The organism is Gammaproteobacteria bacterium (genome assembly GCA_022340215.1).
Taxonomy (GTDB): Bacteria; Pseudomonadota; Gammaproteobacteria; order JAJDOJ01; family JAJDOJ01; genus JAJDOJ01.
Window position 1 is genome coordinate 1 of the sequence record JAJDOJ010000185.1, and the last position, 19087, is coordinate 19087.

General features: G+C 60.4%; 19 protein-coding genes. 10 read left to right on the plus strand and 9 right to left on the minus strand.

Annotated features, from left to right (window positions below; genetic code table 11):
• The 6 genes from LJE91_12975 to LJE91_13000 all read left to right on the plus strand — a co-directional run.
• Positions 1–145: DUF4389 domain-containing protein (locus LJE91_12975; GenBank protein MCG6869596.1), on the plus strand; the 145-nt coding region annotated here is incomplete at its 5' end.
• The gene (locus LJE91_12980; protein MCG6869597.1) at positions 123–515 is read left to right on the plus strand and encodes a hypothetical protein; all 393 of its coding nucleotides are present in this window, start codon (positions 123–125) and stop codon (positions 513–515) included. The genes LJE91_12975 and LJE91_12980, both read left to right, overlap by 23 nt.
• A 20-nt stretch (positions 516–535) precedes the next feature.
• Positions 536–1543, plus strand: a complete 1008-nt coding sequence (locus LJE91_12985) for a DUF481 domain-containing protein (GenBank protein MCG6869598.1) — start codon at positions 536–538, stop codon at positions 1541–1543.
• A gap of 83 nt (positions 1544–1626) precedes the next feature.
• Entirely contained in the window at positions 1627–3114 is a 1488-nt protein-coding gene (locus tag LJE91_12990; GenBank protein ID MCG6869599.1) for a mechanosensitive ion channel, read from the plus strand.
• A gap of 129 nt (positions 3115–3243) precedes the next feature.
• Positions 3244–3993: a molybdopterin-synthase adenylyltransferase MoeB gene (gene moeB / locus LJE91_12995; protein MCG6869600.1), complete on the plus strand. Its 750-nt coding sequence runs from the start codon at positions 3244–3246 to the stop codon at positions 3991–3993.
• A 90-nt stretch (positions 3994–4083) separates the two neighbouring features.
• Positions 4084–5337, plus strand: coding sequence for an AAA family ATPase (locus tag LJE91_13000; GenBank protein MCG6869601.1), 1254 nt, complete (start codon positions 4084–4086; stop codon positions 5335–5337).
• Between the two features lie 184 nt (positions 5338–5521).
• On the opposite strand, the gene LJE91_13005 is transcribed toward LJE91_13000, so the two are convergent.
• The 4 genes from LJE91_13005 to LJE91_13020 form a co-directional block, all read right to left on the minus strand.
• Entirely contained in the window at positions 5522–6058 is a 537-nt protein-coding gene (locus LJE91_13005; GenBank protein ID MCG6869602.1) for a transposase, read from the minus strand.
• Between the two features lie 155 nt (positions 6059–6213).
• On the minus strand, positions 6214–7107 hold the full coding sequence (locus LJE91_13010) for a PA2778 family cysteine peptidase (GenBank protein MCG6869603.1): 894 nt from the start codon (positions 7105–7107) through the stop codon (positions 6214–6216).
• Between the two features lie 115 nt (positions 7108–7222).
• Complete coding sequence (locus LJE91_13015; GenBank protein MCG6869604.1) at positions 7223–7633, minus strand: PA2779 family protein; 411 nt, start codon at positions 7631–7633, stop codon at positions 7223–7225.
• A gap of 156 nt (positions 7634–7789) precedes the next feature.
• Entirely contained in the window at positions 7790–8563 is a 774-nt protein-coding gene (locus tag LJE91_13020; GenBank protein MCG6869605.1) for an ABC transporter permease, read from the minus strand.
• Positions 8564–8785: 222 nt separating this feature from the next.
• On the opposite strand from LJE91_13020, the gene LJE91_13025 reads away from it, so the two are divergent.
• The 3 genes from LJE91_13025 (at position 8786) to LJE91_13035 (ending at position 12049) form a co-directional block, all read left to right on the plus strand.
• Positions 8786–9217, plus strand: coding sequence for a response regulator (locus LJE91_13025; protein ID MCG6869606.1), 432 nt, complete (start codon positions 8786–8788; stop codon positions 9215–9217).
• A gap of 256 nt (positions 9218–9473) precedes the next feature.
• Positions 9474–11663 (plus strand): PAS domain-containing protein, encoded by a 2190-nt coding sequence (locus LJE91_13030; protein MCG6869607.1) that lies wholly within the window; start codon positions 9474–9476, stop codon positions 11661–11663.
• Complete coding sequence (locus LJE91_13035; GenBank protein MCG6869608.1) at positions 11660–12049, plus strand: response regulator; 390 nt, start codon at positions 11660–11662, stop codon at positions 12047–12049. Before LJE91_13030 ends, LJE91_13035 begins: the two co-directional genes overlap by 4 nt.
• A gap of 9 nt (positions 12050–12058) precedes the next feature.
• Here LJE91_13035 and LJE91_13040 read toward each other — a convergent pair whose 3' ends face one another.
• The 4 genes from LJE91_13040 to aprB form a co-directional block, all read right to left on the minus strand.
• Positions 12059–12883: a YkgJ family cysteine cluster protein gene (locus LJE91_13040; protein MCG6869609.1), complete on the minus strand. Its 825-nt coding sequence runs from the start codon at positions 12881–12883 to the stop codon at positions 12059–12061.
• 22 nt (positions 12884–12905) lie between these two features.
• Positions 12906–13199: an ogr/Delta-like zinc finger family protein gene (locus LJE91_13045; GenBank protein ID MCG6869610.1), complete on the minus strand. Its 294-nt coding sequence runs from the start codon at positions 13197–13199 to the stop codon at positions 12906–12908.
• A gap of 134 nt (positions 13200–13333) precedes the next feature.
• Entirely contained in the window at positions 13334–15238 is a 1905-nt protein-coding gene (gene aprA, locus LJE91_13050) for an adenylyl-sulfate reductase subunit alpha (GenBank protein MCG6869611.1), read from the minus strand.
• Positions 15239–15253: 15 nt separating this feature from the next.
• Entirely contained in the window at positions 15254–15697 is a 444-nt protein-coding gene (gene aprB, locus LJE91_13055) for an adenylyl-sulfate reductase subunit beta (GenBank protein ID MCG6869612.1), read from the minus strand.
• A gap of 697 nt (positions 15698–16394) precedes the next feature.
• Here aprB and sat point away from each other — a divergent pair.
• Positions 16395–17591: a sulfate adenylyltransferase gene (sat, locus tag LJE91_13060; protein MCG6869613.1), complete on the plus strand. Its 1197-nt coding sequence runs from the start codon at positions 16395–16397 to the stop codon at positions 17589–17591.
• Positions 17592–18297: 706 nt separating this feature from the next.
• On the opposite strand, the gene LJE91_13065 is transcribed toward sat, so the two are convergent.
• The coding region (locus tag LJE91_13065) for a YeiH family protein (GenBank protein MCG6869614.1) at positions 18298–19087 on the minus strand (790 nt) is incomplete at its 5' end.

Genomic DNA, 19087 nt, shown 5'->3' on the forward strand with positions numbered 1-19087 from the left:
GTTCGGCGGGCAGCTCTCGCGATATTTCTACGACATCTTTCGTTTCCTGACCTTCAACCAGGAACAAATGCCGTTCCCGTTCAGTGAGTGGCCGCAGCAGGCTCGACTCGACATGGACAGGGATGACGAAGAAGGCAGTGCGTAGCGCGCTCCTCATCTTCGTCGCCGGCTGGGGGTTGTGGTTCTGGCTGGACAAGACCGGGCCGTTGTACACGATGGCCCGCGATCTCCCCGCGGGAGACAGTCTGGTCCGTGACTCCCAGGTCTTCTTCGACCTGCTCAAGTCCGGCGAGCCCGGTCCTGCCTATACGTACTTCTGGTCGGCCCACCCGTTCGTCAGCACGCTGGCGGTCGCGGCCGCGGTCTGGCTGGGGGCGCCGCTGTTCCGCTACGCGGTGGGCGCCTTGCGTCACAGGCGTCGCCGCATCGCGCCCGCGCACCATCAACCCCGTACAGCGTCCGCCCCGGAGGCCTCTGAGGAGCCGTCCGCCGGTGAAGATTACTCCCGTAATTAGTGTCGACTCGATCCTTGCCAATGCGGCCGGCGCTATGGTTGTGCCTTGTGGTGACGGCCGGAGCGGCGGACGCAGCCGAGGTCACGATGAAGAACGGCGACCGGATTAGCGGAGACGTCGAGTCGCTGGACGGCGGCAGGCTGAAACTGGACACGACCTATGCAGGGACCATCGAGATCGACTGGACGCAGGTCGACTCCCTGGAAACCGACCAGTCCCTGAAGTTGCTGCTGGACGACGGCACCCTGATCGACTCCGCCCGGCTCGGCGTGCGGGAGGGAAGCGTGCAGGTGGTGGCCCCCGACGGGAGTCGTGGCGACTTCGACCTGCTCGAGCTGACCTACATCAATCCTTCCCCGGAGGTCTTGAACCAGTGGATCTTCTCCGGCACCGTGAATCTCGGCGCGAACGTCACGGCCGGTAACACCGCGACCCGGTACATGCAATTTGATACCGAACTGCGCCTCAAGGACAAATACCAGCAGTTCGCGCTCGGTGGGCGGTACAACCACCAGAGCGACAGCGACGAGACGACCGTCGACAACGTGCGTGCGTGGTTCAACTACAAATGGCACTTCCATCCCGACTGGTTCTTCGTCCTCAACACCAACGCCCAGCGCGACCCGTTCCGGGATCTTAACCTGCGTCTCTTCGCCGGCCCCGGCATCGGTTACACAGTCTGGGAGTCCGAGCCGCGCAACCTGTCGTTTTCCGTCGGCGCCAACTACGTCCACGAGGATTACTCGACCGAGCCCGTCAACGACTATGCGGCGGTCCGCTGGGCCCTGGATTTCGATCACTTCCTGTTCACCAGCAGGCTGCAGTTCTATCTCTCCCAAACCGGCTTGCAGAGCTTCCAGGTCGGCGAAGACCTGGTCGTGGAGACGATCACCGGCTTGAAGATGCCGCTGCTCGAAAGGCTGAACCTGAAACTCGAATACGAGTTCGACTACAACCGGGCGCCGGCCCCCGGCAAGCAGCCAACGGATTCGAAGTACAGCCTGCTGTTCGGATACGATTGGCCTTAGGCGGCACGTGTCGCGGTGCGCAATCGGATCCTTCGGGCATCGTGCAGAAAAGAATTCATTGAAATGACGAGGAGAGAGCGCTGTTGACTCTGTTTACACCAAGGTCCGGTTGCGGCTGTCACGTCAAAGCCGGCAGGTGCCGGGCCGTCGTGTTCGCGTTGTGCCTGCTGCTGTCCTTGGTGGTGACGGCGTCATGGAGCGCGGAGAAGCGTGCCGTGACCACGGGGAATCTGGAGATCCCGATCAAGGCGCTGGAGTGGCTTCTCAAGCCCCTGACCGTCGATGAACTCGAGGTCGAGGTCGAGGGGTGGAGAGACCTGCTGAAGCAGAATGTCACCGAAATCAGCCGGCTGCAGATCGGGCTGATCGAGCAGAACCGTGAGCTGGAGGTGGCAAAGGCGCAGGCGGAAGACGCAACCCGGGAACAGGAGCAGTCAGGAAAGGACGGCGAAGCCCCTGCAGACGAGGGGGCGCAAGGGGAGGAGCAAGCCTCCGCCGCTCAGGCGCAGGCGGACGCCGTCGAGGAGAAGGTGGAGGACGAGAAGTCCGAAGAACTGGAGAAGTTGAACACCCTGCGCGAGGCGCGCACCCGGCTCGTGGAGCGCACCCGGTTCGTCGTGGACGCCTTCGAGGAGAAGGGTGGTGCCCCGGAAAAGGCCGAGCAGTACCGGCAGTACATCGCTTCCGCGGCGGGGCTGAAGGTGGACGTCTCCGACACCCAGGCGGCCTGGGCGACGATCCAGGGATGGGCCATCTCCGAGGAGGGAGGTCTGCGCTGGGCGAAGAACATCGCCCTGTTCCTGATCATCGTGATCGCGTTCTATTTCCTGGCCAGTGTTCTCGCCAGGGCCGCGGGGCACGCCCTGACGGCCGCCCCGGGCGCCTCGGAGTTGTTGCGCAAGTTCCTGGTCCCGACCATACGGCGCTTGACGATCATCATCGGGTTGCTGGTTGCCCTGGCCGCGATCGGCATCAACGTCGGTCCACTGCTTGCCGTCATTGGTGCCGCGGGTTTCGTCATCGCGTTCGCCCTGCAGGACTCGCTGGGGAATTTCGCCAGCGGCATCCTGATCCTGGTCTTCAAGCCATTCGATGTCGGCGACGCGGTGGAAACCGCGGGCGTCGCCGGTACGGTCGAGTCGGTCTCGCTGCTCTCGACGCACATCCGCACCTTCGACAACAAGGCGATGATCGTCCCCAACAACGAGATCTGGGGTAGTGTCATCACCAATATGACCGCGACGGGCAAGCGCCGCGTCGACATGGTGTTCGGCATCAGCTACGACGACGACATCGAAAAGGCGCAGAAGATCCTGGAGGAAATCGTCGGCTCCGAGGCGCTGGTGCTGGACGACCCGGCACCCGTCGTCCGCATGAACGAACTGGCCGATTCCTCGGTCAACTTCATCTGCCGTCCCTGGGCGAATACCAGCGACTACTGGGAGGTTTACTGGAGGGTCCATCGTGCGGTGAAGGACAGGTTCGATGCGGAAGACATCTCGATACCCTATCCTCAGACCGATGTGCACGTTCACGGACTGCCGGCGCCGGGGCAGGCGACCGGATCGTAACCGGGGCGGACGACCCGGGGCGGTATCGCGGCCGACAGGATCCGGATCGAGGAGTCGGGCGAGGGTCCCGGTGGCGAAGCAGGGCAGGTCCCCTCGAAACTCGGGTTAACGGTGACGCAATAGGCTCCGATGAACGAGGCGCAGCGCGAGCGCTACAGCCGTCAGATCCGGCTCCCGTGGATCGGGCCGGAGGGCCAGCAGCGCCTGCTGGACGCCAGGGTCTTCGTCGTCGGCATGGGCGGACTGGGTTCCCCCGCCGCGATGTACCTCGCCGCGGCCGGTGTCGGTCACCTCGCCATCAACGACTTCGACCGGGTCGACGCCTCCAACCTTCAGCGCCAGATCATTCACCGGACCTCGGACATCGGTTCGGGAAAGGTGGAGTCGGCGCGTGATACCCTGCGGGAGATCAACACCGGGGTCCGGGTGACCGCGATCGGGTGGCAACTCGAGGGGGGCGAGCTGGACGCGGAGGTGGACAAGGCGGACGTGGTGCTGGACTGCAGCGACAACTTTCCCACCCGTTTCGCGCTGAACGCGGCCTGTGTCGCTCGGGGAACCCCCCTGGTTTCCGGCGCGGCCATCCGTGCGGAGGCGCAGATCGTCACCTTCCTGCCAGCGGATCCGCAGAGTCCGTGTTACCGGTGCCTCTACGAGGAGGGGGACGAGTCGGCGGAGACCTGCGCCGCCGAAGGCGTGGTCGCGCCGCTGGTCGGCATCGTCGGCAGCATGCAGGCGATGGAAGCCGTCAAGATCATCGTCGGTGCGGGCAGGACGCTTTGCGGGCGGCTCTTGCTGCTGGATGCATTGACCATGGCCTGGCGCGAGCTGCGTCTGCCGCGCGCCCCCGATTGTCCGGTCTGTTCGCGCCGCCCATGACGCGCTCCCCGAACATCGGTGTCAACGCGCGACGGATTCGGGCTAGACTCGTAACTGTTTCCTGCGTGTGCAGCTAACTCACGGAGCACCATGTACCTCGAATACTTCGGCCTCAACGCAAAGCCGTTCCAGCTGACACCCGATCCCGAGTTCATCTACCTGAGCCCCGGCCACGCGCGCGCCAAGGCCTACATGGATTACTCGATCTGGAACCGGGATAGTTTCGTCGTCATTACCGGGGACATCGGATCGGGTAAGACCACCCTGATCCAGCACCTGCTCACCGAGATCGACGACCGGGTCATCGTGGCCCGAATCCACCAGACCCAGCTCGACGAGATCGAATTTTTTCAGGCGGTGCTGGTCGCCTTCGGCTTCAAGCCCTTCAATGCGGGCAAGGTCGAACTCCTAGACATGCTCAACACCTTTCTGATCGAGCAGTACCAGGCCGGCCACCAGGTCGTGCTCATCATCGACGAGGCACAGAACCTGAGTCCGCGCGTGCTGGAGGAGGTGCGCCTGATGACGGGTCTGGAAACCCACAAGGAGAAACTGCTCAACCTGATCCTTGCCGGGCAGCCGGAGCTGCGGGAGTTGCTCGACGCGCCGGGGATGGAGCAGCTCAACCAGCGCATCCGTTTCCGCTTCCACCTCGAGGCCCTCGACGAGGAGGAGACCCGCGAGTACATCAATCACCGGCTCGAGGTGGCTGGCAATACGCGCAGCGACCTGTTCCCCGATACCGTGATCCCACTGATCCACCGTTACTCCGGGGGCGTGCCGCGTCTGGTCAATACCCTGTGCGACACGGTGTTGATTGCGGCATTCGTCGATGAAACCACGGATATCACCGAAAAGACCGTCGAGGACGGGATTCAGGAGCTGCAGTGGTCGCCCTATAGCGAACGCGGCCGAGGGATACCTATCGGCCTGCCGGGCGCCGCGGATGGCCCTGGCCTCTGGGGCAAACGCCTCGAGGTCGAGAAGCGGCAGGGTGTGAAGCAGGATGTGCCCCTGGAAAAGGACACGATTACGCTCGGCAGACTCCCGGGTAACGACGTCATGATCGAGGACACCGTAGTCAGCGGACACCACGCGAAGATCATGGTCGTTCACGGCACGGCGTTTCTCGAGGACCTGAACAGTACCAACGGCACGTTCGTGAACTCCGAACGGGTACGCAGATGCGTTCTGAAACACGGTGACGTGATCTCGCTGGCCCGCTGTCGCATCCGCTACATCGACGAGGCCGCGGTCGAACAGGAGACCGGGAAAGCACCCGCGGTGGAGACGGAGGTCGTTCGGATGAACCAGGACACCGGCGCCAGTACCGACCCGGAATGAGCGGCCTGACTGTCGAGCTCTGACCGGTCCCATTGAGACGGCAGAGCCGCCGGGGTCGGTGCCGGGGCGGAGCCCCGGCACCAGTAAATCGTTCTGGTACCGGGGCTCCGCCCGGGTACCCCTGCACTGCGGCTTCTGGTACCGGGGTTCCACCCCGGTACCCGCACACTGCGGCTCCGCCGCATCAAACAATAGTCTCGATCGGCAGGACAGCTTCGAGCTCCATGTAGTTCCGGTAACTGGAATACCGCCAGTCTGCAGGATCGTCTACGTATCCTCTCCTCACCGGATTCTCGTGTATGTATTCCAGCTTGTTGAAAAGCATCGCGTCATCCTGAATCAACTGGGGATGCGAGCCTTCCTGCCAGAACTGATACACCTGGCCGGTCTTGTGTGGCGCCTTGTTTGCCTTCAACTGCTCCAGTGTCCACCGTTTCTCGTACTTCAAAAACCAGTCGATAGCATTTCGCGCAGTGAATGATTTGAAGTGGCCGATCTCCTTTGTCAGATCCTCCCCGGATGCGATCAGGTGAAGGTGGTTCTCCATGATGACGTAGGCATGGATCGACAGGCGCTTGTTCTCCTGCAGAAACCTGAGGGAATCGATGATGATCTGCGCGATGGCAGGATTGCCAAATACTGGCAGCCAGTTGACGACGGTGCAGGTCAGGAAGTGGGGCGTCGCGCCCTCGGTCACGATCCGGTAACGGCTCTTTCCCATGGCGTCATGTCAAGTCTGTGACGGAATGAGACGGCAGAGCCGCCGGGGTCGGTGCCGGGGCAGAGCCCCGGCACCAGTGATTCTTTTCTGGTACCGGGGCTCTGCCCCGGTACCCCTTCTGGTCTTCTGGTACCGGGGCTCTGCCGCGGTACCCGTCACGGTAGCGGCTCTGCCGCCCCATAGGAGCGACCATGCGGATCGTCGCAGCCGGCGGGTCTGCAGGCAACCAGGATCCCGGCCAGCGTCTCGTGGAACGAGGCGGTGTAGGGTCCGCCGATCTCGATGGCGTTTCGGGCGGCACGGATCGCCTCGACATGCCTGCCCTGATCGGCGAGCACCTGGGCCAGGTTGTTGTGGGCAACCGCGCTGTCGGGATGATGCCGGATCGCCTCGCGCAGCGCGGACTCCGCGCCGGACAGGTCGCCCGACGCATAATGCGTGTTCCCGAGACCGATCAGGGCTCCAAGGCTGCCGGGCCAGTGCGCGAGGGCGCTCCGATAGGCCGCCTCAGCGGCTTCGTGTCGTCCCGCCTGTTCCAGTCCGGCCACGGCTAGCAGATAGGTCGCTTCATCCGCTGTTGCAGGCACCCGACCGGGTGGCAGGACGAGCAGTCCCCAGTAACCGCTCCGTGCCCAGGTCTTCTCGAACACGGATTCGGGCAACCGCCTGGCTTCGGAGATTCCCGTGTGCAGCGTCACCGTGTTCGCCGCCTCGTCGTAGCCGATGACCACGGCGTAGTGCCAGACCGGGGCCCATGACAGGCCAAGATTCTGCAATACGATCACCGGATTGCCGGCGTCAAGTTCCCGGGTGAGGTCCGCGGCGCCGGACACGGAGAAGGCGACCCGGCCGTGTCGCCGCGCCCCGGCTACCAGCGACGCCTGCAGGCTCCCCCCGAGCCGCGGCGAGTAGACCTCGTCCGACAACGCGTCAGGGTCCGCGTCCTCTCCGCTCCATTCGAGCACCATCGCCAGGGCCGCCGGTCCGCATTGCCGGGTTTCCTGGGGGTGAAAGGGTACGCCGACTACCCTGACCGTCTTGATCCCCATTCCCGAATCGCCTTCGATTCGGGACGGTGGCGAGGTCGAGCAGGAAGACACCCAGCCGCATACCGACAGCAGCAGGACGAGACGGCGACAGGACTTGGGGAACACCGCGGTTGGGTCAGCGGTTCACGAACGGGAACACGTGTGTCAGCCCCAGCAGATCGGTGATCAGCAGGACGACGAACACGAGCAGCAGTGCCCCCACGATGGCGCCGACGCTGCTGCCACCCGCGGGTAGCCGATCGATCTGCGTCGCGAGTCGCCGGATCTCGGCATCGGTCAGGCTATCGACGCGGATACGCGCCTCGAACGGATCGATACCCTGGGCGCGAAACGCGGCGCCGACATCCTCGCGCGCCAGAAAGGCATCCACACGAGTCCGGTCCGATGGTTCGGACGCGGACTGTTCCAGGACCGATCGCGTCCCCAGCATCGCGGCGTTGACGCCCGGTACCGGCGCACAGGCGAACAGCAGTGCCAGGATCTGCACCCGCACGATCGGACTTGCGCATCGTCGCATCAAATCCATGTTGTTCTCCTTGTTCGAGATTCTTTGGATGACCACGCCTGCGTTTAAGTAAAGCGGGTTCAACGGAGTCTAGGAGTCGGTTCGGAATTTATCCAATACCGCGCCCACCCTGATTCCGGTTTCGGGTTTCGCCTCGTGGCCGGCCGGGTGCCGGTCTCAGTTTCTGATACCGACGCCTTTTCTCAGCAGGTAGAGACTGAACGCGTACAACGCGCCGATAAAGGCGAGGACGATGACGAACGATAGCGCGGGATCGATATCGCTGACGCCCAGCAGCCCGAAGCGAAAGGCGTTGATCATGTACAAGATCGGGTTGAGCTGCGAGACGGACTGCCAGAACGGCGGCAACATGTGAATGGAATAGAACACGCCACCGAGGTAGGTCAGGGGGGTCAGCACGAACGTCGGGATAATGGAGATGTCGTCGAAGGAACGGGCATAGACGGCGTTGATGAAGCCGGCCAGGGAGAACAGGAACGCGGTCAGGACGACGACACCGAGGGAGACGGCCAGGTTGTGCACCGGCAGGTCGGTAAAGAAGGTCGAGATGACCGTGACCGCGGCGCCCACGGTCAGGCCCCTGGCCACGCCGCCGGAGATGAAGCCGAGCAGGATGATGTAGTTCGGCATGGGCGAGACCAGCATCTCCTCGATGGCCCGCTGGAACTTGGCGCCGTAGAAGGAGGACACCACGTTGGCGTAGGAATTCGAGATGACCGCCATCATGATCAGTCCGGGCAGGATGAAATCCATATACCGCTGCCCGTCGATGTCATCGATCTGCGATCCGATCAGGTTGCCGAAGATCGCAAAATAGAGTGCCGTGGTCACCATCGGCGGCACCACGGTTTGCACCCAGATGCGGACGAAACGCAGGAACTCTTTGGTCAGGATGGTGCGCAGGGCTATTAACTGCTCGGAAAATTTCATTTTCTCCCCTTGATAACCGCTTCTTATCGCGGAACCCTTCAACTCACCCATGAATTCGGGCCTTGAAATAGGCGGGAGGGAAGGAGTCGGATTTGAAGGGCACATATTTGGGCGGTTTCTGTCAAATGACTTATCATTCTGCGTTTCAGACTCATTTGTGGATTGGAAAATGCTCCCCGCGGTATTATGACGTTGATGGCGACCGAACAGGAGGGCGATCCGATGGATAAAGACCGAGTTCTGTTGGTGGATGATGAGGCGGAGTTCGTCCGGGCTCTCGCGAAACGCCTGACAGCCAAGGGTCTCAATGTCGAGGCTTCGGGAGATGGCGAGTCTGCGGTCGAAAAGGTCAAACAGAGCGACTTCGATGTGATCGTTTTGGACTTGGCCATGCCGGGCATGGACGGTTTGGAGACCCTGAAACGCCTGAGGGAGGTTAATCCAGACCTTCAGGTCATACTCCTGACCGGCCATGGGACGATCAAGTCGGGTGTCGAGGCAATGAAGGGGGGCGCCACGGACTTCCTTGAGAAACCGGCCGAGTTTCAGGAACTCCTGGCCAAGATCCGCGAGGCAAGTGCCAGGCGGATGGTGCTGGTAGAGAAGCGCAGGGAGGAACAGGTCGCCGATATCCTGCGCGAGCGCAGTTGGTAAGACGGTGGTGGTATACCAGTCGCGAATAGGATCTCATGGTTGAACAATAGGTTGCGATAGATATTTTATGTAGCTGACGGAGAACTTTCCGATCATTGGCGCCGCCCGTGACTGGCAAAAGCTATCCGTGATGGGTATAACGATTGATATGACGAGTATCGGACACCACCCCCCAATTACTGCGATCGTCGGCGGAGGCCGCGGATGCGAAGCCGTACTGCGGATGACAAAGGAGGAGACCCTTGGAAGATTTGGTATGTCCGTCGTCGGGGTAGCGGACATAAACCCCAACGCTAGTGGCGTCCGCTATGCCCGTGAGATAGGGGTTGAGCACATCACGACGGACTACCGAGATCTTTATACCATTCCAAACCTTGCTCTCATCATCGAGCTGACCCACTCAGACAGGGTCAGAGATGAGATCGAGCGTACCCGGCCGCGCTATGTCAGGCTGATCGATCATTTCGCCGCACGGCTGTTCTGGGAGCTGCATCAGGCCGAAAAGGCGGTCATCGAGCAACGCAACCTGCTGAACCAGCAGATTGAGGCCGAAGGCAAGCGGATCGCCCAGATCTTCGACTCGATCCCCGACGAGTTATTGGTTGTAGATACCGACATGATTGTCCGGCACGCCAACGCCACTTTCCTCAAACACCATGGCGTTCGTCTGGTGGATGTCCAGGGAAAAAGTTACGACGCGATATCCAAGTCGCTGCGTGGTGAGCCGCAGATCGACGTGGTAGAGAGAGCTTTCAAACAGATATGCAGTAGGAAGGAGTTCTCCTCTTCGCTGGTGCATCGGCACTTCGACTCCGATGGCAAGGCGCAGTACGCGGCCATCGAGGTGGCGCCGCTGCTGAACCCGGACGGGAGTCTCACGGGCTGCATCGAGATGACCCGCGATATTTCCCATCGGATCCTGCTGGAGGAAGAGCTGAAGGCCACCGAGGCCCAGCTGAAGAAGTTCATGGAGCTGGCGCCCCTGGCCACGTACGTGAAGAACCGCCAGGGCCAGTACATTGAGGTCAACCGAGCAACCTGTACCCTGCTGGGCCGGGAGAAGAGAGAGATCATCGGCAAGACGGATGAGGAGCTGTTGCCCGAGGAGGCGGCCACGGTCATGCGCGCCGAAGACCAGAACGTGCTGCAAGCCCAGGCGCAGGTTAGCTTCGAGACCGAGGTATCGCTGGGCGGGAATACGATCGTCTTGTCCACTATCAAGTATCCGGTATTGGACGCGAAAGGCACGGTGAGCGCGGTAGCCGGTCTTTCCAAAGACGTGACGGCCCAGCGCGAGGTCGAGGCGGAGCTGATCCGGACCCGTGGGTACCTCCAGAACATCCTCGACAACGCTCCGGTGATGGTGATTACGACCGATCTGGATGGGCGGATCGTCTCCTTCAATCGGCACGCCGAGTCGTGCTACGGTTACGAGGCGAAAGAGATCATCGGTAAGCTTGTGATCCCGCTGTTCAGGTCACGGGAGGAGTGGGAGGCGCTATTGGGGCGCGTGGTACATGGCGGCACCATCCGGGACCATGAGACCACGAGACTGCGAAAAGACGGCAGCCAGATGACCGTTTCGATAACACTCGCCCCGCTCAAGGACAATGCCGGCAATATGATCGGGACGGTAGCCATGAGCCGGGACATCACCGAACGTCAAGCGCTCATAAACCAGGTTATGCAGAGCGAGCGTCTGGCCGCGGTGGGTCACTTGGCCGCGGGCGTGGCGCATGAGATAAACAATCCGCTGGCTGTGATCGCGGAAATCACCGGCTATCTGCAGGACCTCACCGAGGAAGGTCCGGCGGTGAAGCGAAGGCAATTGGATAGAGAGCTCCAGGAAGGGTTGCCAAAGGTGGCGGCGCAGATCCGGCGGTGCCGTAGCATCACCTCCAGGCTACTCAGTTTCGCCCGCAAGAGCGAGGTGCGCAGGGAGGTGGCAGATGTGAGCACCACGCTGGACGATATCCTACCCTACCTGGTAAAGGAGGCACGGCTTGCGGGGGTGCAGATCCACCGACGTTTACATGCTGGCCTCCCCCTGGTATGCATCGAGGACCTGCAACTGGAGGAGGTTCTCATCAATCTCATCAAGAACGCGATCCATGCCATGAGCCCCCGGGGTTACGGGAACGTCTGGATATTCTCGACAAACAGAGGCGGGCATGTGGTCCTCACCGTCAAGGACGACGGGCCCGGTATCGCCAAGGATGTCATGGCTAGGCTGTTTGACCCATTCGTTAGCACCAAGCCTGTCGGACAGGGCACGGGACTGGGGCTGTCTATCTGCTATGGCATCGTGAAACACCACGGCGGGGAGATCCTTGTCGATTCAGAGCCCGACCAAGGGACAAACTTCCAGATCGTCCTGCCCGCTGTTCGTGAGGCGACCAAGGCAAACCAGAGAGATCGCTGCCTCGGACCCGATCAGGTCCCATGAACATCCGGGTTCTCCTGGTAGACGACGAGAAAGAGTTCGCCAACTATATGGCAAAGAGGCTGAGCGTCCGCGGGATGCAGGTGCAGATCGCCTACAGCGGCAGCTCGGCCCTGAAATTGGTCGCCGGTCATCCGGTCGATGTCGTACTGCTTGACCTGCTCATGCCCGGGATCGACGGTTTCGAGGTATTCCGTGAGATCAAGAGGATGCGTCCTGAGGCGCAGGTGATCATGCTTTCCGGCAATGCCGACCGGGAGGCCGTAGCGGAGGGAGAGGCACTCGGTGCCGTGGACTACATCCGCAAACCCTGCGAGTTCAGCACGCTGCTTGACGCAATCAAGAACGCCGATGAGCGGAGGGCGGACGGGGGATTAGACACAAAATGATCCGTGTCGTTAACCTGATGACTGAGCCTTTGCTTCAGCTTCAGCCAGCACATTGGGTTTGACAGTGATGGTCGGCTCGCCAAACAGGCTGAATTTCAGCCAGTCAAACCCGAATTTCAACAGCTCCACGTCATCGCGCCGCATTTGCTCCTGGTGTGTCTCATCCACCTCAAACTTCTCCAGGAAGCTGCTTTGGAATATCATCCGGCGGAAGGTGTCCAGGTTGTAGCAGACCGTGAAGAACATGTCGATCTGTTGCGGCGATAAGTCCTTCCCGTTCTCAAACCATTTGTGCATCGCAACCTCTTTAAAGCGCTTCCCCATCTCATCGTAGGTCTCGACACCCTGGTTGCGGAGCCATTCTCGAATCGTCCACCCCTTGTCCTCTTCGTGCCCCATGCAGAAGGCATCTCTGATCATGAAGTAGAAATCCTTTTCTTTCGCCGCCGGATTGTCCTCCGCCGGTGTGGCCAGCCCCACGGGATACATGCGGCAGGCCCATGGCCGGTCTTCATAGATAGTGCAGCCTGTCTCATCACTGACGAAGGGGCAATGCTTGTCCTTCGCATCCGTCATCTCCAGGAGCACAACAGGGTACTTTTGATGCTGATCCGTGGGCATCAGGGTGTAATCCTCAAGAAATTGCTCGGAGGTCATTCCGAGATGGTTCTTCATGCGCAGGATGTCGTAAGGTGACAGGAAGATATTCACGTCCGCGCAACACTTGTTGAAACAACTGATCTGCTCGTGGCAGCGGAATGTGAAGCGGTCATCCTCGGTGTAGCGTGGGTAATCCCTCAGGATCTCCGCTTTAAGACGTTCCATTTCATTCATAAGATATTTTCCATTACCTCAGTTACGCATCCACAACTTGGGCCTTCAAGGCGTCTTCGGACCATACCGGCAAAGGCCCTGTCTCGCCAGTCTCGGGGTCGCACCGATACCGGTAAGAGGCATTCGCGCTGTATTTCTCCTTCATCCACTTCCAGCCCCGTACGTAGTAGGGGCAATGGTCATCGAAGCAGACGTACTGAAACCCCTCGCCCCAGGAGGACTCAGCGGGGGTTGCCCATTTCTTCAGCGCGTTGCCACAGTGTGGGCAAGTGGGTGGGCAGTGAGACTGCCCGTCCCCAGCGGTTCGCTCGTCCATAGATAGGCTGTCTCGAGTGGTGTGTTTTGGGACAGGTGGGCCATGAAGACACACCCCCAAGCGCCCGTGAAGGCACCTGGGGGCTGTAGAGTTTAGACCCTTATTCGATGTTGATGCTGTTGAGCAGATGGGGGTCACCCACCCAACAGTTCATACTCCCCGACCTCCGCGTAGATAGATAAGATCGGGCGCTTCATCATCTCCCATTCGCCTGTACTTGGCACCCAGCGGCAGTTGGCGAAGCATTTCCAGTTCTCTTCATCCAAGCTGGGCAAATCGGCGCGGTAGTAATAGCCCGGCCATCGGGTTTCTTCACGGAACAGCACCGTGCGCACATGGGCTTCGGCCTGCCACATCCGGTGGACGTTCTCCCAGCAACGCATCAGCTCGTGAAGGTCCGGCGCAGCGAGCTTGGCTGCATCCTCCTTGAGAAAGCCGAGCAGCTCCATCCCCTTTTCAAGAAGTTCCCGGTTGGTGGTGAACTGTGCCGATACGCCACCCGCATACTCGTCCATGATCTTCTGCAGACGGAACATGAAGGACTTCGGCCTGATGTAGTGGGGATTGACATCGGGGTCGGTGGAGGCGCTCTGATGTCTTCCAAAGGTGTCCAACGGCTGCAGGATTTCCTCTTTGAGTGCGTTCACCTGGGCGTCACTCACGTGGGGTTCCTCGGGGTTCTCCACGCAATAATGGACAGCTGACTTGCCGGCAATACGCCCTTCAGCGTGGGACCCGGATGAGAACTTGTGGCTTGACGCACCGGAGGCATCGCCAGCGCAGAAGAGCCCGGATACCGTAGACATGTAGCTATACCCCCAGTGATACTCGGGCGGCGCCAGATCCTCTGGCCCGCTCACCCAAGCGCCGGAGGCACCCGAATGGGAACCGATAAAGTAAGGCTCGGCCGCTGCGATCTCCGAGGGTTTTTCTTCCGGTACCAAGTTGGTCGCGGCCCACAGGACGGCTTGAGACACGGTCATGTCCAGGAAGTCTTCCCAGGCCTCGGACTCCAGTTCCTTGAGCTTTTTCTTGCGTTCTTTGGGGTCGGTAACCTCGTCGGAAAGCTTCTTGATAGCCTCTTCGGTGCGCATGTAGATAGGGCCTTTGCCGTCCTTTACGTCCAGCATCCCCAACCAGTTGCGCAGATTGGCAGGGATTGGCTTGACACCGCCATAGGGCATCCAGTTCTGCAACTCCGAGCGCCGGGTCTGCATATACTCCTCACCCAACGCATTGGTTGCGCGGGACTTGAAGAGCAGGAACCAGGCCCCGACCGGGCCATAGGCATCCTTGAATCGGACCGGTATGAAACGGACTTCCTGACAGGTCATCTCTGCCCCGGCCTTGAGGGTGAAATAGGCGCTGGAGCCGGAATTCCAGGGCGGATACCAGGCGCGGCCCAGGCCCTCACCCGAGGACCGTGGCTTGAACACGTGCACCGCGCCGCCCATGGCCACCAGGACGGCCTTTGCCTTGAAGACGTAGAACTTGTTCTCGCGCACGCTGAACCCCACAGCGCCGGCAATCTTGCCGTCGTCCATGAGGGGGCCCACGATGAACACACGCTCGTAGATATTCTCGTGGCCGATGGCATTTTTGGCCGCCTCCGCCACGACAACCTTGTATGATTCGCCGTTGATCATCAGCTGCCAACGGCCCTCATGGACGTAATTGCCGTCCTCATCCGTCCAGATGGGAAGGCCCCATTTCTCGAACAGGTGTACCGAGGAATCCACGTGCCGGGCGATATCGGCTACCAGGTCTTCCCGGGTGATCCCCATGAGGTCGTTGCGTACATAGTCCACGTAATCCTTGAGGGTATTCTTCCCATCCTTGAGGCCCACGTATTGATTGATGGCGGACAACCCCATGGCCACGGCGCCGCTTCGATCCACGGCCGCCTTGTCCACCATGGTCACCTGGAGATTGTGTTTCTTCGCCCAGTAGGCGGCCTCTACGGCGGCCCCACAGGCCGCCATGCCCCCTCCAACGATCAGGACATCGGTCTTGACCTCAACCGTTTCGAAATCTTCCATTGTCGTACCTCCTCCTCAGTGCTTGATGGTCGGGAGCTCGGAGAGCCCGCTCGATGCCGGTTCGGTGAAAAGATAAGGGCTCGCGAGGTCGTCCGAACCCGTTTCGAAACCACCGTCCGGCACCGCGGACCCCTCGGGCGTGGTACGAATGGGGAACTTGAAGCGCTTTATGGTCTGGTTGCGGAATTTGACGGTCCACGTGATGGTGTCACTGCCGCGTATGGGTGTGACCTGGGCACCCAACGGCACGAAGTCCGCATAGCCGCGAATCTCGATGGCCTGGGTGGGGCAGATTTTCACGCAGCTATAGCATTCCCAACACATCTCCGCTTCCTGGTTATACGCCTTCATGGTGTCGCGGTTGAGCACCATAAGGTCGTTGGGGCAGATATATTGGCACGCCGTCTTATCCAGCCCTTTGCAGCCGTCGCATTTTTCTGGGTTCACGAAGCTAGGCATCGGTTCAGTCTCCTCACTGTTCGTTAGGTTTGGTTAGTTACGCACGTATTCGAGTTTCGCATTCAACTACTGATGCGTGCTGGTAGATCGGAGATCGCAGCAGTCCCTCTAATGTTACCTTACTGCTTGGTTCTGCGTCGTGTTGGTACGTTTGGATTCCGCACCCACCCCCCTCGGTGATTTTCGCCACTCGCAGACGACCTATCAACAGGGCGTCGGGGTGGTCTCAGTGGCAGTGCGCGCCTCCTTGCAATCTTCTTGTTGCTAAACACCGGGCGGACATCACGATCAGGCATTCAGGGATGCATCAACGAAACGCCCGGAGCCGAGTCCGCTATAGGCCGTGGCCCCTCGCGGATCCGCCTGCCAGGAAGAACATGTCGATCATTGACACTCAACTCCCCGTCACCATGGGAACTTGACACTGACCACCGTTTAAGGAGGTCGGTAAAGTGCACGAAATCCAGTGTACAGGACAGCGAGGCGCGAGTTTTTGATTTGAATCAACTCGAAACCAAAGAAGAAGCCCCTTCCGTTATGACTCATGAGCCTGAAGGCTGTAGCTTCAGCCTGAAAGTTATGACACCATATGCGATCCGGAATTATCGACACGGACAGCGGGTTTGTGATTTCTTGAGTTTCCCGAGTTTCCCGCTGGGAACGACTAACTAAGAAGCCAGATGAGGAGCGCAGGCAAATGATAAAGCCCCATGGATCCGACACCCTTAATCCCCTGTTCGTCTACGATGCTGACAAGCACGACGCCCTCAAGCAAATGGCGGGGGAACTGCCGTCCCTGCTGGTGACCTCGGCCACCGCCGCCAACGCCGTGATGCTCGGCGGGGGCTACTTCAACCCATTGACCGGATACATGAACAAGGCTGATACCCTGGGCGTGGCCGAGAACATGCACACCACGAGCGGGCTGTTCTGGCCCACCCCGATCCTGAACATGACCCATGACATCTCGCCCATCGAAGACCACCCCAAGATTGCTCTGCGCGACCCCAATATGGAGGGCCACCCGGTGCTTGCCATCCAGGAGGTGGAGGCCATCGAGGAACTGACCGAGGATGAGCTGAGGTTCATCGCCGAGAAGGTCTACGGCACCCTCGACGAGGATCACCCTGGCGTCAAGGCCTTCATGTCCCAGGGTAAGTACGTGATCTCCGGCCCCATCCAGGTGTTGAGCTTCAGCTACTTCCAGGAGGACTTCCCGGATACCTTCCGCACCGCCGTGGAGATCCGTGAGGAGATCTTGGAGCACGGCTGGCAGAAGGTCGTGGCCTTCCAGACCCGCAACCCCATGCACCGTGCCCACGAAGAGCTGTGCAAGATGGCCATGGAGGCGGTCAACGCCGATGGTGTGGTGATCCACATGCTGCTCGGCAAACTCAAGCCTGGCGACATCCCTGCGCCTGTACGCGACGCCTCCATCCGCAAGATGGTGGAGCTCTACTTCCCGCCGAACAGTGCCATGATTACCGGCTACGGGTTCGATATGCTGTATGCCGGTCCCCGTGAGGCCGTGCTCCACGCGATATTCCGCCAGAACATGGGCGCCACTCACTTGATCGTCGGTCGTGACCATGCCGGCGTGGGCGACTACTACGGCGCCTTCGACGCCCAGACCATCTTCGACAACGAGGTGCCGGAAGGCGCCCTGGAGATCCAGATCTTCAAGGCCGACCACACGGCCTACTCCAAGAAGCTCAACAAGGTAATCATGATGAGCGACGCGCCGGACCACACCAGGGAGGACTGGGTGTTTCTATCCGGCACCAAGGTCCGCGAGATGCTGTCGCGTGGGGAAGACCTGCCGCCGGAGTTCAGCCGACCGGAGGTAGCCCATATTCTGATGGATTACTACCAGTCCGAGGCCGCCAAGCAGTAACGGGGCCCGGCCCAGACGGGACGATCGCGTACCAATGTCCCCGTTCCCTCCTCCCGGCCTGTGGGCGGGAGGAGGGAACGGGCGGTATCAGTGAGTGGGGGGGTTTACAGCTTTCCAGGTAATGCTTTCGTAGCCTCTTGTCGGCAAGGGACTGTGACCTGCGCCAGAATGTTTCTCTTAGGCGAATTCTTGCCGAATGACATACCCGCCCGCTTGTCTTTGTCGTCCGTGTTCTGCGTTGTGCCAGCCTCATCACATAGCCCTGCTATGCGCCGCCTGACACGCCTTGAATACAAACGAAAATCCGGCGCATTCCGGTATGTCGTTTTCCGGCAATCGCCTTAAACTCCATAGTCCCCCACCAAGAAGCACGGACGCTCCGAACGCCCACTCACTCAGCCTTTCGCACCGTTTCTCCCCGCCCCCCACCCCGGCATCAGGATGGGGAGCACCGCCGGACCGGCAGGAGCGCCGGCACAGCAACTCGCCGAAGGAGAGCAAGAGAAGCCGTATGAGGCGAAACCTGCGGAGCGTACACCATCGGGTGATGGGCTGCGCTTCGCGCACCGAGGCGGGTAGCCCCAGGCACTGTAGATGTGCGTAGAACGCAGCCTACGGACAAAACCCAATTGTTGTTTACATTGATTGGCCCCATGAGCCAAAAAAAAAGACCGCATCGCTGCGGTCTTAATCAATCATACCGAGGTTAAGAGCCTGCCAGCACTGGTGGCATCATGCCATGGTGGAAGATGTAGGCCACCATATAGGCAATCGGGGCGATGATGGCGAAAAGCGCGATGGCATATAGCACGGCTAGCCTGCCCATACCCTTCAGCTTACTGAAATCGGTTATCACGCCAATGGCAACAAAGGTGAGCATGAACATCATCCCACGCATGGGGCTCTGCACAATATTCGCGCCGACCGATGCCGCCTTGATCGCCTCCGGTAACCAGACCGCGATGCCCACGTAGGTAAACCACGCGATAAAATACCCGATCACGAACTTCGGGAAACGGAACCAGATCTCCGACGCACCGACATGTTCCTCGCCGGGCTTGCGGTCCACCTTGTAGACCCAGATGAGGGCCAGGATAAACGCCCAGACACCGATGAAGACGTCGATCCAGATCTTGGTGAGAACGGCTGCGCTCAGGATCCAATCCGGTTCCCACTGCACACCGGTTGCCCGGTAGTGGTTGGCCACCATGAGCTCGTCCAGGATCGCACCGGCCGCGGCATCGGCCCCGTCGGTCTTGACCGTCATGCCCATGGCCGCGCCGTTTACGATGGGCTGATCAGGGGCAATTGTGGAATATGCGGTCGGCAGCACCACCAACTCGAACATGGCGAATACCACGATGAGCATGGAAACGGCGATCGGCAGGACGGGCCGGGCACGGATGGCACCGGCGGTCGCAATGGCGGCCGACACACCACAGATGGAAATACCCGAGGAGAGCACTGCCGAGGCGTCCCGTCGCAGCTTGAACACC

Coding starts and splice junctions, on each gene's coding strand:
- LJE91_12980 (MCG6869597.1), top strand. CDS start 123: ATGACGAAGAAGGCAGTGCGTAGCGCGCTCCTCATCTTCGTCGCCGGC.
- LJE91_12985 (MCG6869598.1), top strand. CDS start 536: ATGCGGCCGGCGCTATGGTTGTGCCTTGTGGTGACGGCCGGAGCGGCG.
- moeB (MCG6869600.1), top strand. CDS start 3,244: ATGAACGAGGCGCAGCGCGAGCGCTACAGCCGTCAGATCCGGCTCCCG.
- LJE91_13000 (MCG6869601.1), top strand. CDS start 4,084: ATGTACCTCGAATACTTCGGCCTCAACGCAAAGCCGTTCCAGCTGACA.
- LJE91_13005 (MCG6869602.1), bottom strand. CDS start 6,058: ATGGGAAAGAGCCGTTACCGGATCGTGACCGAGGGCGCGACGCCCCAC.
- LJE91_13010 (MCG6869603.1), bottom strand. CDS start 7,107: ATGGGGATCAAGACGGTCAGGGTAGTCGGCGTACCCTTTCACCCCCAG.
- LJE91_13015 (MCG6869604.1), bottom strand. CDS start 7,633: ATGGATTTGATGCGACGATGCGCAAGTCCGATCGTGCGGGTGCAGATC.
- LJE91_13020 (MCG6869605.1), bottom strand. CDS start 8,563: ATGAAATTTTCCGAGCAGTTAATAGCCCTGCGCACCATCCTGACCAAA.
- LJE91_13025 (MCG6869606.1), top strand. CDS start 8,786: ATGGATAAAGACCGAGTTCTGTTGGTGGATGATGAGGCGGAGTTCGTC.
- LJE91_13030 (MCG6869607.1), top strand. CDS start 9,474: ATGTCCGTCGTCGGGGTAGCGGACATAAACCCCAACGCTAGTGGCGTC.
- LJE91_13035 (MCG6869608.1), top strand. CDS start 11,660: ATGAACATCCGGGTTCTCCTGGTAGACGACGAGAAAGAGTTCGCCAAC.
- LJE91_13040 (MCG6869609.1), bottom strand. CDS start 12,883: ATGAATGAAATGGAACGTCTTAAAGCGGAGATCCTGAGGGATTACCCA.
- LJE91_13045 (MCG6869610.1), bottom strand. CDS start 13,199: ATGGACGAGCGAACCGCTGGGGACGGGCAGTCTCACTGCCCACCCACT.
- aprA (MCG6869611.1), bottom strand. CDS start 15,238: ATGGAAGATTTCGAAACGGTTGAGGTCAAGACCGATGTCCTGATCGTT.
- aprB (MCG6869612.1), bottom strand. CDS start 15,697: ATGCCTAGCTTCGTGAACCCAGAAAAATGCGACGGCTGCAAAGGGCTG.
- sat (MCG6869613.1), top strand. CDS start 16,395: ATGATAAAGCCCCATGGATCCGACACCCTTAATCCCCTGTTCGTCTAC.